Raw genomic sequence first — 15624 nt, forward strand, 5'->3', positions numbered from 1 at the left:
CACAAGCATTACTTGCCGATGAACTTAACCCCTTGCTGTTCCAAAATAGCATGCAGCTTATCCATCGATACGTCTCTCATAGCCGCCTCAGCATCTTCACTGTCCAACGATACAGCAGCCGCAACACCAGCGGCCTGGCCCAGCGCATAACAAGTCGCTTGCACGCGCATCGAGGACATCGCGACATGCGTCGCGGCGATCGCTCTGCCCGCTACAAGCAGATTGTCGATCGCGGCTGGCACCATACAGCGGTACGGAATATCGTACCCGCTAATCTTGCGCTCATCCGTCGTTTTCTTCGCATCGGGACTATGAATGTCGATCTCGTAATTCGTCTGCGCGACCGCATCCGCGAATCTGGTCCCGGACACGACGTCATGCTCGTTCAGCGTATACAGCCCTTCGATTTGGTTCGTCTCCCTGACGCCTGTCTGCGGAGCAATATGGGAGATCGCATAATTCTCGAATCCCGTTCTCTGCAAATAATGGGCGATCGAGTACACTTGCCGAAGCGCCTCTGTCTCCGCGTAATTAACTTCTTCTATTTTAGCGCCGTTCGCCTTCACGCGCGACATATTGACAAGAAGCACGCCATCGTCATTTTGCTCCCAGTACAGTCTCCGCCCTTGCGGCAGATCGGATACGTCTTCATAACGGTAGCAGCCTTCCGGCAGGATTGGCGTTACGGGCTTACCCGTATTTTGCATCGTGAACATAAGCGTCATCGGCTGCGTCAGGCCGTCCTCTTCCCTGCCCGTGTGATAAGGAACGCCAGCATCGATCGCTACCCGCGCATCGCCCGTGCAATCGATGAACCGCTCCGCCTCGAATGCCCGCAGCCCCTCGCGAGTCGATACGATAACCGCGCGGATTCGGCTGCCTTCCCGAATCGTTCCAATGAATTCGCAGTGGAAATACACCTGCACCTGTTCCTTCTTCATCTTCTCGTTCAAATACTGACGCACAATGAACGGCGAATATTGAGGAGCGATCGATTCATCATGCCCCTTAGGCAAGTAATCCGCCAAGATTTCCGAGATGATCTCGCGGTAGATGCCGGTTACGTTGCCTACGGGCATGAAGATGCTGACGTTAGCGAGCGTACCCATGCCGCCAAGCTGCGCCGACTTCTCCAGCACGATAACCTTCTTGCCGCAGCGTGCTGCGGCAATAGCAGCAGCCGTACCCGCTGGACCGCCCCCGATAACGATTACGTCCGCATGCGCATGCGTTTCAACCTTGCGTTCGAATGCATAATTCACGTTGTTCATTATAATCTCTCCCCAGATCATTGGAATGAAGGAAGCGGCGAGCGCTCTCCCTGACCGCCGCCGCTTATCCCATTATTTCGTCGTAACATACCAGTCGTTGATTTCCTTCGAGCTCGCTTCCGCTCCTGCTGCCTTATACTTCGCTTGGAATGCTTCCAAGCCGTCCAGCGTTTCCGCGCCAGCGATCAATTTAATCGTATAATCGCCAACCATCGATTCCAGCTGCATGTTGTTCTTCGCGTAAGTTGGCATGTACGGCGCCACGCCAAGCTTGTTCTGAATTTTCACATCATCCGATTGTTTATTATTGATAAAGTCGAACGCTTCGAACATGACCGGGTTTTTGCGGACGCGCGCTTGCCAGTATTGCGGATATTTCTCCTCATCCGTTCCGGCCATGTAGTTGTTTGCCAAGTTGCGCTCATCCGTGAAGATTGGAAGAATCGGCGTGTACGCGCCATCCTCAACCGTATAGTGCGTACCTTCCACACCGATAGCCATCGTCTTGAACGTCTCCTCTTCCAAGCTTGCATTGATCCATTTGATCGCATCCTCAGGATGCTCGGATGCCTTCGGGATGAACGTTAGGCGGTCGAAGCCCGCGTTCGCCGCGAAGCCTGCCTCGTCTGCCGGACCTTTCAAAGCAGGAATAAAGGAGAACTTCGCATCAGGCAAGTTTTTCGTCATCGTATCGGAAATCGTCGGGATATCGGCCCAGTGGACGATGATCGCTCCGGCTTTGCCGCCTGCGAACTTCTCCTTCGCCGTTGCATCCTTATTCGCTACGAATTCTTTGTCGAGCAGACCTTGCTTGTAAAGATCAGCCATATATCCGATGTAATCCTTATAGGAAGGATCGAGCACCCGCGGGACAAGCTGACCGTCAACGTCATTCCATGTGTTCGGCAGGCCGAAAGCGCCTACGATATTGTCGAGCATCGGAAGGTCGCCGCGGATCGTCAGCGGTACGTTATACTCGCCATTGCCGCCTGGATCTTTCTCCTTAAACGCTTTCAGAACAGCGGTCAATTCATCCGTTGTGGTAGGCATTTGCAGATTCAACGTTTCCAGCCAGTCCGTCCGGATCAGAATACTCGCATTGACCGGATACGTAATGGAAGTCGGGATCGCGTACAGCTTGCCGTCCACCTTAAGCGCATCCATCGACTGTTGCGAAATCGCGTTTTTGATATTAGGACCGAACTCTTCGATAAGCGGCGTTAGGTCGACAAGCGCCCCTTTTTGCGCATAATCCGAATATAAAGCCATGTCGCTGTAAGAAGTAACGAGATCATACCCCTCGCCGGAAGCCATAATCAGATTCAGCTTCTCTGCCCACTTGTCTTGCGGAAGCATATCATACTGCACCTTGTAGCCCGTTTTCTCTTCCAGCAGCTTCGCTACAGGGTATGTGTTGTAATCTTCATTCTGCCAAACGTTAAGCCGTTTCAGCTTCACCGACGACGGACCGGATGCTGCTTGGTTGCCGTCATTTCCTGATTTGGTGTTATTCTCATTGCCATTGCCTGACGAGCAGGCGGCTAGACTACTTACCATAAGTACAGCAGCCAGCGTGATCATGACCCCTTTTAGACCCTTTTTCATAACGTGACCCTCCTGAATGTATTATTTATCATTAATTGTCCAGAAATGCTAGGCAGGTTCACTCTCATTCCGAACAAGTTAACGCACGCTTAGCATCAACACCAACTCAACCCTTGACCGAACCGATTAATACGCCTTTGATAAAATATTTCTGAAGGAACGGGTACACCAGCAAAATGGGAATCGTAGACGCGATAACCGTTGCCGATCTGACCCCTTCCGCCGGAACGTTCATCAGATCGTCCGCGCTCTTGTTAAGCGCCGAGGACGTATCTGCATTCATGACAATGTCCTGCAAATAAAGCTGAAGCGGCTTCAGCGACGAACTGTTGATGTAGAGCATCGGATTGAAATAATCGTTCCAATAATAGACCGCATAGAACAGTCCGATCGTTGCCAATACGGGACCGCTCAGCGGCAAGATGATGCGGAAGAGGATCGTGAAGTTGCTCGCACCTTCAAGCTTTGCGGATTCCTCTAGGCTGGATGGCAGACTCTCGAAATAGCTTTTGATAACGAGCATATTGAACACGCTAATTAACGCTGGCAGGATGAGCGAGCCCAAGCTATTGATTAAGTTCAGTTCGCGCATAAGCAGATAGTTCGGGATAATGCCTCCGCTGAACATCATTGTGAATATGAATAGGACGATCAGAATGCCCATACCGGGAAGCTCGCGCTTCGACAATGGATAAGCCGTCATCGCCGTAATGAGCAGCGACGCCAGCGTTCCGACTACGGCAACCAGTCCCGAAATAAACAAGGAATGAAGAAATTGATCGTTCGTGACGACGAACTTCATCGTATCGAGCTGGAAACCTCTCGGGAAGATCCCGACCTTGCCCGCTACAATGGCCCACTCCTCGCTGATTGCCTTGGACAATACATTGGCGAACGGCAGCAGCGTCATGAGGCCCATTAAGGTCAGAGCGAGATAAATGCCGCTGTCCAGCGCGTAGTCTCCGAATTTTTTGCCTCGCATGTTATCCCCCCTTACCAAATGCTTCTCTGCAAAAATTTGCGGCTGAGCATATTGCCGATCACGATTAGCAAGAAGCCGACCGCTGAATTGAACAGTCCGACTGCTGTGCTGAAGCTGTAATCCTGCTGCCCCAGACCCATACGGTACACGAACGTGCCGATGACATCGCCGCTCTCATAAACGAGCGGATTGTACATCGTTAAGATCTGCTCCGTTCCGGCCTCCAAGAGGCTGCCGATCCGAAGGATGAGCATGAGCATGATCGTAGGCAAAATGCCCGGGAGCGTGATCGAGAACATTTGCCGGATACGTCCCGCTCCATCGATCGCCGCCGCTTCATACTGTTCTTGCTCGATGCCCGCGATAGCGGCAATAAACACGATCGCATTCCACCCGATCTCCTTCCAGCCTGCCGTGAAAACGACGATGCTGCGGAAGAAGTTGTTGTCGGTCAGGAACGATATCGGCTCCCCGCCGAAGGATCGAATGATTTCATTGACGATGCCGCCCGAAGGCGACAGGATGTTCACGAATAACCCCGATATAATGACCCACGATAGAAAGTGGGGCAAATATATGATCGTCTGGATCGTCCGCTTGAAGAACATGCGCCTTACTTCGTTCAGCAGCAAAGCAATGACAATCGGTATCGGGAACAAAATCGTAATCTTGTATAAACTGATCAGCAGCGTATTAACGAGGACCTGCAAGAACTCATCGGAGTGCATGAGCTTCTCGAACTGCTGCAGCCCAACCCACTCGCTGCCTGATATGCCGCCGAAAATATTAAAGTCCTGGAACGCGATCACGACGCCGTACATCGGCGTATATTTGAACAATAGCAGGAAGATAATCCCCGGAATTAAAAGCGCGTACATATCGAGATTGCCGCGGATCAGCTTCCATCGGCGACCGCTCTGCTTCGGTCTTCCCGAGGCCTGCATCGTGTCTGCTTTACTCAACCTCATCACCTTCTTTTCTCTGTCGTGTCTTCATTGTAAAGAACGGGCCTAAAGCTGAGTAGCAGACAATCCTTTGATTTATGGTCGAATTCTATAGAGATTGCTGTAGTTGCTAAATGCCGCCTATTTCATAGAGTCATACGCTTATGTGAATGTGCACACGATCCAGAATCCGAACGGAGAAATACGCGGTCAGGTCAAAAAAGTGTAGTGTTTCGCTATACAAATTTAACAACAAAAAGACGAGCCCGGCGGCTCGCCTTTTTGTTGTTTACGTTTACTTCTCGGCTGCAGTGATATACATCTATTCTTGCTCGAGCGTATCGGGATAGATCACCGTATCAAAAACTTCTCCCGTACTTTCGTCTTTGATATCAATTACGACCTTCGTCTTGCTGGAATCGACACCCTCGTACATTTGGTACATCATGCCTTGCAGCCCTATGCCGAAAGCGGCGAACGCATCCATGCTGCCCTCGTATGCTGCCTTGTCTACGGTAAGTGTAAATTGGCTGAAAGAATCGTTAGCGGTGATGTCCTTAATTGAAGCAAAGGTTTGTTCGGTCTTCATCTCTTCGATGGATTGCGTAATCGTAGCTCCTAGTTCCTTCAGCATTTTGTTATGAGCGGATTTCGACATCTTGTACGTAACGGAGCCGTCTTCGTTTTTCGTTGCTTCCTTGACGCCGTCTTCTTTGGCCGATGCGATCACTTCGTCGATGTTTTGTCCTTCGAATAACGATGCGGGCAAAGTGACGGTTACGTTTAATAGATTTTTATCGACTTCGATGCCTTTTTCTTCTTCCTGTTCATTGTCCGTTTCTTCCTTCTGCACGCCGGCAGCCGTATTCGTTGCATTCGCCTGCTTTGTGCTTTCCGGAGAAGCATCCTCGGTTTTGTCGCTCGAGCATCCTGTAATAACTACTGCTAACGCCAACGCAAAAGTAAATAATTTGATTTTCATAGCTGATTTCCCCCTTTTATGTACGAAAGCGTCCTAACGCTTTACTGTATTGCTATATACTTCCTTACACTCGTAAAGGTTTCAAATAAAAATAACCCCGACCTTAGATAGTCGGGGTTATCAGGTGTCCCGAAAGGGATACCTGCATCGCTTAAAAACTAAACTATACGAGTCCTAAGAGGCGATGCAGAATGACCGCAGCTTGCGCGCGAGTCAGAAGGCCGCCCGGTTCAAGCGCGCCGCCGATACCGTTCACGATACCGGAAGCGACGAGTGCCGCTGCGCTTTCACGCGCATAGTCCGCGACTTCGGAAGCATCCGAGAAGCTAGCCAAGGATCCTTCGTAGTTAATCCGCTGTCCCGCCGCTTCGAGCGCGCGTGCCGTCAGCACCATCATTTCCTGACGCGTAATCGGAGCGTTCGGGTTGAAGCGTCCATTGCCATCGCCATTTGCAATGCCAAGTCCTTGCGCAATGCGGACCGCGTCGTAATAGTAAGCTGTTGCTGCAACGTCTGCAAATGCCGTTCCGCCATCATTCTTAAGCTCAAGAGCTCGAACGAGAAGGAGCAAGAAATCTGCGCGCTTAATGTTGGCAGCCGGCGAATAGGTAGTGCTGGACGTGCCATTAATGATATCGCGCGCTGCCAGTGCTTCGATTGCTGATTGCGCCCATCCATAACGCCCGATATCTTCGAAGCTTCTGTCCACGTAAGCAACAGCATACATGCTGAAATGCGTAGTATGGAACACGATGCTTCCAGTCTTCCCATCATAGTGTCCGTTCGGGACTGCCGTTACGACGCCATTGTCATCCACGTACCAAACGACAAGGTTGCCCGGCGATTCAAGCTCTTCCGCCGTAGGCTCATACGGAGCGATAATCGTTACGGGAGCATTATCGTTGCTCCATGTCACAACTTGATTGTTCACAAGCACATGCAGATCGAACACCGGCCGATCGCCGATTTCGTCACGTACAGCCTGACTCACGTCCTCTAGACTTGCCGGACTGAACACGATTGTTACCGTATCGGACGAGATATCCATACCTGCGAGCATGCTGCTCGGTAACTGAATGATGCCCATATCCGTCTTGATGGAAATGACGTATTCCTCATCATCCTTCAAAGCCGATGTCGGCAATTGGATCGCGTAGCCGTTCGTGCCCGTTGCAGGCTGCAGCTCGAACACGATTTCTTTCACGCCGTCGGCATTATTCCCAGCTTCAGCTAATTTGCCGCCTAACATGTCGTTGCCGATAATGCCTAGAGCGCGTCCGCCTGATGCAATCGTCGGAACAATCGCGTCATTCGAGCCGCCGCCTGAACCATCCTCCGGGCTGCCCGGATTGACTGGATCGACAGAAGGCGCGTTACCTGTGCGCTTGGACACGGCATCAGACAACGACGATTCAAGTCCGTTCGCATCAACCGACGAGATTTTGTAGTAATACGTTGTCGATGTGCTTAGATTTGAATCATGGTAGGTCTCCGCTTCGATTACAGCGGCATTCCGCTTCACGAACGGTCCGGATTCGGACGTTGCGCGATATACGTTGTAGCCTGCCGCTTGATCGACAGCATCCCATTTGACTTCGAGCTTGTTATAGGCTGCACTGCGAATCGTGACATTCGCCGGCGGGTTCAGAGCCGTATCCATGTTGTTCACGAATTGAAGCACACCGAGCTTGGAAGTATCCTGGTAGGATTGCCCGGAAGGATCCGCCCAATTCGCGACGCTGTCTCTCGTACCATTGCCGTCCTCGTCATTATTAACCTGGAAGTCGAATCCGATGACTGTGCCTTCCGCAGGGGTAATCGTATCGAGCAGGATCGCCGCTTCTACGACATAACCAACGCCAGGCACAAGCTTCGTTGCCGTCTCATAATTACTTTGGGAAGCGTGACCGCCCACCGTTTTGATATTGTTGAAGTTAATCCGGTACTGGCCGTCATCGTTTTGGTACAACGGCGATTTGCCATTGTTCTGGTCGACGAAGATTTCCACGGAGTCCTCTTCATGCGCTTGCTGACTTTCATCGCTTAACACCGCATCGGTTACAACCGCATAGACATATAGGTATTGCTCATCCCACAGCGTCTTGAACTTCGCGGTCGATCCGCTTGTTCCTTGCACCCATAATGCCGTTTCAAGCTCGGCAGCAATGGCCCATTCCGCATCCTCTTCACCGTCGATAACCGGAGTTCCCTTCACCGCCAGTGCCGACTTAGGAGCGGCAACAAGCGTCAGCGAGCCGTAACCGGCTGTATCCTGATGCTGAATATTGCGCCCATCACTCCAGGAAACGATTGCGCCATTCTGACCATGCTCCGTACCGTCTTGCGCGCCGCCGGTCGTCAAGCGGATGTCGAAATACAATGTTTTGCCGACCGTATTTCCACTAAGCGGAATAGCAGTTTCGACGATATAACCGCCTGTCTTCTCGGTGACTTGGTCTGATGTTTCACGAGCAATTGCATATTTCGTGAAGCCATCGTCCGTTTTGACGAACAATTCCGCTTTGTCTTCGCTCGTCTTAACACTGTCTTGCACATCAGCTAGCACATACAGATAGTTGTCATCCCATAGTGTTTTGAAACTCGCTCCGAACGTACTCGTTCTTTCCGTTTCCATAGCGGCAACCTTATTCCAGACAGCATCTATCTGCCCATCGATAATCGGAGTGCCTTCCGCAGCGCTTCCTTCCTTCGTGACGAGCGGCAGCTTGGGAGGAACGACTTCCTTCACGGCTTCAACCATTCCCCAATAAGCATATTTCGCTTGATGACGCTTATCGAACGGGAATGGCGCGTCTTGACGTGTCGTACCGCGATTATGCAGCCACGTATGGTCATCGGCCAGACCCCAGATCGTTACGTTGCTGATCCAGCCGTCCGGATTGTAAGCCGCGGTGTCCGGATCGGCGTTTTTGCCTTCCTCGTCGAGCTTCACCAGTTCCTCGAACAATTCCTTGTACCGATAGCCTTGGCGGACAAGAATGTCCTCGGGAATCGGATCATAAACCGTGCTGTTGTTCGTATAAACGGATATATCGAGCTCCGTTAGCTGGTTGTCGAATCCAGCCTCGCCAAACTTGCGGATCGAGTCCGACATTTGCTGAATGGAAGGTCCGCTCACGTTAATATGGGTTTGGTGGCCCACGCCGTCGATCGGCACGCCTTCGTCTCTAAGCTTCGTAACAAGATCGAACAGGAAATCGCGTTTCTGCGGGTTGTGCGTGCTGTAATCATTAATATACAACTTAGCGGTAGGATCCGCGTTATGCGCTTCCTCGAACGCCACGCGGATGAAATCGAGACCCGTAATGCGATACCAGTGCGTATCGCGCATGCCGTCAGGACGGCCTTCGTCGATCACCTCGTTCACCACGTCGTAGTAATCGGCGACATCCGCATACTTAGCGACGACCGCCTGAATATACGATCTGAGGCGAGAGAGCACAAGCGCCTTATTCGTTTCGTTCGCTTCGAGCCACTCACCTTGCGAATCCTTCAGCATCCAATCAGCGCCTTGCTCATGCCACAATAACGTATGGAATCGAAGCTTCATATCATTGTCTTTAGCATATTTCACAATGGCGTCCGCGCCCGTGTAGGTGAACGTGCCTTCAGCCGCATTCATCGAAGCTGGCTTCATGGAGTTCTCGGCTACGATAGCATTGTAATGCTTCTTAAGCAGTTGATCCGCCGTGCCGGTAAACTGAGCTGGCTCGACCGCAGCGCCAATCTCGAAATAATCCTCGTACAAATCCTTCAAGCTATCGAGCCCGGTTTGGATCGGCAGCGTTCCTTCGAGCGGACCCACATAGGTTAACGCAAAATCGTCCATATAAAACGATCTAGGCCCGTCGTTGTCATCCGCCGTTTCTACATAAGCGTTAAGTACCGTCGGCTTCGTTCTGAGCGAGAACTTGCCGGACAGCTGTACCCATGCCGCATCCGTTACGGTTGCATTGGCGGACACGTTCGTGAATGTGCTGTCGCCGGATTGCACGCTAAGACGGAGTCTTGTCGGATCTTCTCCCGGCGCCATCTTTACCCAAGCCGACAACGTATACTCGTAGTTTTTGTGCATTTTGCCAAGAACGTTCAAGAGTGGACCATCATATTGATCCGATACGGTCGTCAGCAAGCTGTTAGCCCCTCCGCTTGTATGATTATCGTCGGAGGATACTTCAATATTGCCTTCACCGTTTCTTCGTACCCAGTCTCCTTGGCCGTCTTCAAATCCAGTTGCGATGCCTGTCTGATCGAGCGTGCTCGGATCGGGATCAGGCTCGGTCTGACCTGGCGTCACATCGACAATGACGAACTCGTCAATGTAGATATCCGCGATGGACGCGGCCGACTCGATATAAAGAAGCAATTCAGCAGCGCCGGACGGGAGCGTATAGCCTGTTTTGCTAAACGTTGTCCACTCCGTGCTTGTAACGGTCTTCACCCCCATATGCCAATCGAAAGCGCTTCCGTTTTTCCACGTCACATGGAGGTTGTCCGAGCCTTCTCCCAGCTTTGCTTTGAGTGAAATATCATACGTTCGGCCTTGCTGCAAATAACTTAGAATACTAAGGCTCGGACTGGCCGATTTCGTTGTCCGTCCCGAGAATCGGAGCGAGTGGCTTCCCGACGATGCTTGATCTTGCGAGATGGCAACGGTGCCTGAGCCGCCCCATGACAGCGGCAGCCAACCGCCCGTACTGCCATCCTCGAAGTCTTGGCTCAGCACAGTCCCAGCCACCGGCGTAACCGGATCCGTCACTGGCAGCGCAACCAGCTTGGCCTTGAACGTATCGATATAATACGATACCGTGGCGTTGCCCGAAGCTTGAACGTACAATTGATACTTAGTCGCCCGAGGATCCAAGGTGATATTGCCTTTAATCTCTACCCACTCGCCGGCGGTAACCGTCTCCGCTCGTACGGCTTTATAAGTAGCCGAATCGCCTGCCGGCAATCCCTCTTGATTCACGTTCATCTCCAGTGTAGCTTCGCCAGCCGTGTCTTCCAGCAGCTTGGCATATACGGATAACTCATAGGTCGCCCCTTTGACCAACGTATCCAAATACGCGCCCGGACCGTTCCAGTTCTCCGTTCTCCCCGTCGTCTTGAGGCTACCTGCTCCAGTGTGTGCCGTATCGGTCGACTGTACGACTGTTTCCGAACCCCGCTTGAACCAGCCGTCTGTATTCGTGTCGAAATTATTGGCAAGCACGACATCTCCGACTGCGGCCGCATGAGCGGATTCGCCCGTCCATACTTGCGGCAACAATAAGGCAACCGCAATCAGCAAGGATAAATAAACCTTCAACTTTCTTCGCATTCCACTTCTTCCCCCTTATGCATGGATGTGAGAAAGGTAGCGCTTTCATAAACTAAAAAAGCGGCAATCCCCAAATCCATCGTAAACCTAATTCCGCTCCCTATTAACCCTAAAAACTATAGATGTTTCTGCGAAAATTTGTAATAAATAAAGGCGGCACAGGGAGAATCAACTCCATGATGCCGCCATTGCTTTCGGTATCTATATAAAATCCAACCAAATCTTAATCGCCGTAGCCAAAATCAGTACGGCCAAGATGATCTGCAGCACCTTCGTGTTCATCTTCTTGCCGGCCATCGCGCCAAGCGGTGAAGCCAGCAAACTCGCAACGACCATAATAATAGCTGGCGTATATTCGACTTGCCCCGTCGATACCTTGCCGACCGTTGATCCGATCGAGGAGATAAAAGTGATCGCGAGGGAAGTGGCAATCGTCATTCGCGTTGGTATCTTAAGCACGACCAGCATGATCGGCACGAGCAGGAAAGCTCCGGCAGCGCCGACGATACCTGCCCCAACACCGACGATTAACGCCAGTACAGCAGCAAGCCATTTGTTATATTTCACTTGATTGAACGGAATATCATCCACGCCTTTCTTCGGAATGAACATCATAATCGCCGCGGTTAGCGCCAATATTCCGTAGATCAAGTTAATGCCGCTCTCACTCATCATTTTGGAGCCAAAGCCGCCAATGAAGCTTCCGATCAGGATAGCCGAGCCCATATAGATAATAAGCGTTTTGTTCAAATAACCGCCTTTACGGTAAGCCCACACGCCTCCGATCGTCGCGAAAAACACTTGCACCGCGCTAATTCCCGCCACCTCATGAGCCGTAAAAGCTGCAATTCCGAACAACGGTGGAATGTATAAGAGCATCGGATACTTAATTATCGAACCGCCAATACCAACCATACCCGAAATATAAGATCCTATAAAACCAATTAGAAAGATCGTTACGATATAGGTTAAATTAAGCTCCTCCATCATGCTGCCTCCTTATCGTGCCGATTAACGAACGGCGCAACGATTAGGGCCGATCTCCATCTCGCGTTGCTGCTCTTCATTTGGCGTCATTCTGCCCATATTCGTCTGACGTATTTCCACATATGCATTAGGCTGCGGCGGCAAATTTTGGGTTACCATCGTTCTGAACGACTCCTCATCGGATATGTTCAATCCATGGTTTTCTTTAAACAGCTCTCCCAGCTTCCGCGCTGCAGTTCCATCTTCATTCAGCTCGTCCATTACCATGAAATGCGCAGGCAGAACGATCAGTTCTTCGGACAGTTCCCTATAGCGAGCGTAGAGCGTTTCTCTTAAGTCTCCTACCCAATCCTCAGCTAGGCCCGCGAGATCAGGACGACCGATGGAATCGATAAATAAAATATCGCCCGTAAGCAAATACTGGTCGTCAATGATGAATGAAGTGGAACCAATCGTATGCCCAGGGGAGTATAGCGCTTCAATGTCGATGCTTGTGCTGCCGATCTTCACTTGTGCTCCGCCTACCAGTGCTTCGTATTCAAATAACACATCGCCGGCATCCTTCGGGGGCAGCCAATACTTCGCTCCCGTTTGTTCCGCTATAACGCGCCCGCCGGAGATATGGTCGGCATGCAGATGGGTATCGAATACATGCTTGATAGTCACATTCTTGCTGCTTGCAAATTCGGTATACACTGCAGTCATCCGCGTCGCGTCGAACAATGCCGCTTCCCCATCCGAAATCGCCATGTAGGATAGACAGCCTTTGCCGATTCGCACGAATTGATACAGCTCTCCGCCATCCTTCAGATCGCCAACCTTGAGAGGAACAAGATGCTCACTCCAAGCTTTCATTCCGCCTTGCAAATAAGCGACGTTACGCCCTTGCTCGGACAGCATCTCAGCAACCATCACGGACGAGCCTTCCTTCGCGCAAACGACGAGTATTTCTTCATTTTCCGGGAGCTGCTCCAGAATCTCTTCTACGCCGTCAATAAGGTCAAAGTAAGGAACGTTCAAATGCATGATATTCTCGCCTTCGATCTTCCAATCCGCGAAATCAGATTCATTACGAACATCTAATATAAACAACTGCTCTTTATTAATTGCCTTCTCTGCCGCTTCCTGTACTTGCATCGCTCTAATTGTCATTGTCATATATCCTCCTTCGTATTTTGAGAATATTAAGCTAAACCATCCGTACGGCCACTCCAACCGCTCATGCCCGGTACAACGTTAACGACATGAGAGAATCCGTTCGCCGTCAGCTTCCTAGCTGCCATATCGCTGCGGTTGCCGGAGCGGCAAACGACGTAAATCGTCTCGTTATTATTCAACTCTGCCATGCGCTTATCCAACTCGCCGAGCGGAATGGATACGGCGTTCGGAATATGATTGAAGGCGTACTCCGCCGCTTCTCTAACATCAAGAACAACGATTGGCTCCCCAGCCTGCAGCCGCTGCTCCAATTCCGCATTGTTCGCGACATGAGGGAAGGCATTTCCCGTCGACTCTTCATTGGTGGATTTGCGCAAATAATGCTTAAGCACCTCGCCCTCCTCGATCGTGCCGAGATAGTCATTTCCTGTACTTTCAGCCCATGCTTTCATATCTGCTTTAGAGCCTTTATCCGTTGCTTCTACTTCTAATACTTGGCCTGCTTCGAGCTCCTTCATCGCTTTCTTCGTGCGGACGATCGGCATTGGACACGCCAATCCCTTTGCGTCTAATTTCACATTGGATTTAATCATTGTCATCGTTATCGTTCCTCCGTTTTCATCATACCTATAGGGGTATGAAAATTGTTAAAAAGAGCTTCTTTTTTTTGAACAAACTACTCTTTATCCTTTTCCTTTAGCTGATTTGAATATTACCTTCCCACGCCAGCATACCGCCGATCATATTCGCAGCCTGATAGCCTTGGCTTGTCAAATACTCCGTTGCCCTCGCACTTCGGCCGCCTGAACGGCAGACCATAATATATTCCACCGTCTTATCTAAATCCTGTTTACGAAATTCAAGGAGTCCCAGTGGGATATTAGCGGCACCAGGAATTTTGCCCAATGCAACCTCGGTCATCTCCCTCACATCAATCATTTGAATCTTCTTCCCGTTCTTCAATAGCTGCTCCACCTGCCGAGGTGTCAATTCCTTCACGATAGCCGCTCCTTTTGTTTGTATTATGCTATGCGCGCCATGCGCTCATGCCKCCCTTTACATTGGCAACCTTGGGAAACCCAGCTTTTTTGAGAATTTGGCTTGCTTTGCCGCTTCTCATCCCGCTTTGGCAAATGACAACCACTTCGCGCTCCTTGGATAGCTCATTCAAGTAACTTGGCAGCTCCTGGAGAGGAAGATTGCGGAAGCCGCGAATGTGGCTTGCTTTGAATTCCCCAACCGTTCTTACATCAATAAATTGCTTCTTCGTATCCGTTAGCTCTCGCTTCAATTCAGCCGCCGTCATCTGTCTAACTCCCTTAACCGGAAGCAACCTCCACAAGATAAACAAAGCAGCCAGAGCGATCACGATCACCATTGACGTATCCAATCCATACCCCTCCTGATCTGTTCCCAGCCGCCGTGCACTAGATGAACAGGTTCACGTTTCCTTCTTGAGCGTCCGCCAGGTAAGCCGCAACACCGGCATATTCAATACCATCCAACAGCTCTTCCTTCTGAAGGCCGAGAAGATCCATCGTCATCGTACAAGCTACCATCTTAATATCCTGCTCCTTAGCCATCTCAATCAGTTGCGGAAGTGGCAGGGCATTATGCTTTTTCATAACATCCTTAATCATCTTCGGTCCCATTCCGGCAAAATTCATTTTGGAAAGTCCCATCTTGTCGGCTCCGCGCGGCATCATTTTGCCGAACATCGACTCCATAAAGCCTTTTTTCTTAGGAAGCATGATGTCCTCATCCTTACGCAGCGCATTTAATCCCCAAAAGGTATGAAAAATAGTCACCTCATGATCATAAGCTGCCGCTCCGTTAGCAATAATATAGGCAGCCATCGCTTTATCATAGTCGCCGCTAAACAATACGATTGTTGTTTTCTTTTGTTCGTTCACTATATATGTCCTCCTCCATTTTATACTAATACCCCTATAGGTATATAATCGATCAAAAAAATTTACCCTTTATGCAACCAAAACTTCAATACTTCGCCTTCCTCTTGATGATCAACAATCTCGTTTCCTGTTGATTTAGCCCATGCCGCAAGATCGTTTTTGGCTCCCTTGTCCGTCGCATGAATTTCCAGCACTTGACCCGGCTGCAGCTCGTTCATCGCCTTCTTCGTTTTAACTATCGGCATTGGACATGCCAACCCTTTTGCGTCCAATAATTTGTCTGATTTCATAATAATAAGCCTCCTTAGGTGTATTAATCATACTTATTTCTATATTAATTATCTGCTCTTAACGAGTAAATTAACGGCATCGACGATCAACTGCTCCATATTTGCTTCTAAGCTGCCCCTCGATACGCTTAATCCTGTTCTTCATTGGATC

The 15624-nt window shown here is 50.4% G+C and carries 14 protein-coding genes; 1 reads left to right on the forward strand and 13 read right to left on the reverse strand.

Going from position 1 to position 15624, the window contains the following annotated elements:
* Positions 1–8: 8 nt before the first annotated feature.
* From AC1DF0_RS27275 to AC1DF0_RS27290, 4 genes are all read right to left on the reverse strand, one after another.
* Positions 9–1271 carry an FAD-dependent oxidoreductase gene (locus AC1DF0_RS27275; protein WP_442053134.1) on the reverse strand — a complete coding sequence of 421 codons (1263 nt, stop codon included), beginning with the start codon at positions 1269–1271 and terminating at the stop codon, positions 9–11.
* A gap of 72 nt (positions 1272–1343) precedes the next feature.
* Complete coding sequence (locus tag AC1DF0_RS27280) at positions 1344–2876, reverse strand: extracellular solute-binding protein (protein WP_442053135.1); 1533 nt, start codon at positions 2874–2876, stop codon at positions 1344–1346.
* A 106-nt stretch (positions 2877–2982) separates the two neighbouring features.
* Positions 2983–3858, reverse strand: coding sequence for a carbohydrate ABC transporter permease (locus AC1DF0_RS27285; protein WP_477576465.1), 876 nt, complete (start codon positions 3856–3858; stop codon positions 2983–2985).
* Positions 3859–3869: 11 nt separating this feature from the next.
* Positions 3870–4826 (reverse strand): ABC transporter permease, encoded by a 957-nt coding sequence (locus AC1DF0_RS27290; protein ID WP_442053139.1) that lies wholly within the window; start codon positions 4824–4826, stop codon positions 3870–3872.
* Positions 4827–4929: 103 nt separating this feature from the next.
* Between AC1DF0_RS27290 and AC1DF0_RS27295 the strand changes: the two genes are divergently transcribed.
* The gene (locus tag AC1DF0_RS27295) at positions 4930–5031 is read left to right on the forward strand and encodes a CHRD domain-containing protein (RefSeq protein WP_477576467.1); all 102 of its coding nucleotides are present in this window, start codon (positions 4930–4932) and stop codon (positions 5029–5031) included.
* 93 nt (positions 5032–5124) lie between these two features.
* On the opposite strand, the gene AC1DF0_RS27300 is transcribed toward AC1DF0_RS27295, so the two are convergent.
* The 9 genes from AC1DF0_RS27300 to AC1DF0_RS27340 form a co-directional block, all read right to left on the reverse strand.
* On the reverse strand, positions 5125–5784 hold the full coding sequence (locus tag AC1DF0_RS27300) for a hypothetical protein (RefSeq protein WP_477576469.1): 660 nt from the start codon (positions 5782–5784) through the stop codon (positions 5125–5127).
* 163 nt (positions 5785–5947) lie between these two features.
* The gene (locus tag AC1DF0_RS27305; RefSeq protein ID WP_477576471.1) at positions 5948–11125 is read right to left on the reverse strand and encodes an endo-1,4-beta-xylanase; all 5178 of its coding nucleotides are present in this window, start codon (positions 11123–11125) and stop codon (positions 5948–5950) included.
* A 201-nt stretch (positions 11126–11326) separates the two neighbouring features.
* Positions 11327–12112, reverse strand: a complete 786-nt coding sequence (locus AC1DF0_RS27310; RefSeq protein ID WP_442052284.1) for a sulfite exporter TauE/SafE family protein — start codon at positions 12110–12112, stop codon at positions 11327–11329.
* A gap of 24 nt (positions 12113–12136) precedes the next feature.
* A complete protein-coding gene (locus tag AC1DF0_RS27315) occupies positions 12137–13264 on the reverse strand; it encodes an MBL fold metallo-hydrolase (protein WP_477576473.1) in 1128 nt (375 codons plus the stop codon).
* Between the two features lie 32 nt (positions 13265–13296).
* The gene (locus tag AC1DF0_RS27320; protein ID WP_477576475.1) at positions 13297–13869 is read right to left on the reverse strand and encodes a sulfurtransferase TusA family protein; all 573 of its coding nucleotides are present in this window, start codon (positions 13867–13869) and stop codon (positions 13297–13299) included.
* 97 nt (positions 13870–13966) lie between these two features.
* Complete coding sequence (locus AC1DF0_RS27325) at positions 13967–14269, reverse strand: rhodanese-like domain-containing protein (protein ID WP_477576477.1); 303 nt, start codon at positions 14267–14269, stop codon at positions 13967–13969.
* A gap of 28 nt (positions 14270–14297) precedes the next feature.
* Positions 14298–14648: a rhodanese-like domain-containing protein gene (locus tag AC1DF0_RS27330; protein WP_477576572.1), complete on the reverse strand. Its 351-nt coding sequence runs from the start codon at positions 14646–14648 to the stop codon at positions 14298–14300.
* 49 nt (positions 14649–14697) lie between these two features.
* On the reverse strand, positions 14698–15183 hold the full coding sequence (locus AC1DF0_RS27335) for a DsrE/DsrF/DrsH-like family protein (protein WP_477576479.1): 486 nt from the start codon (positions 15181–15183) through the stop codon (positions 14698–14700).
* 62 nt (positions 15184–15245) lie between these two features.
* The gene (locus tag AC1DF0_RS27340; RefSeq protein WP_477576481.1) at positions 15246–15473 is read right to left on the reverse strand and encodes a sulfurtransferase TusA family protein; all 228 of its coding nucleotides are present in this window, start codon (positions 15471–15473) and stop codon (positions 15246–15248) included.
* Positions 15474–15624: the final 151 nt, after the last annotated feature.

This window comes from Paenibacillus sp. 05T425, assembly GCF_056396205.1.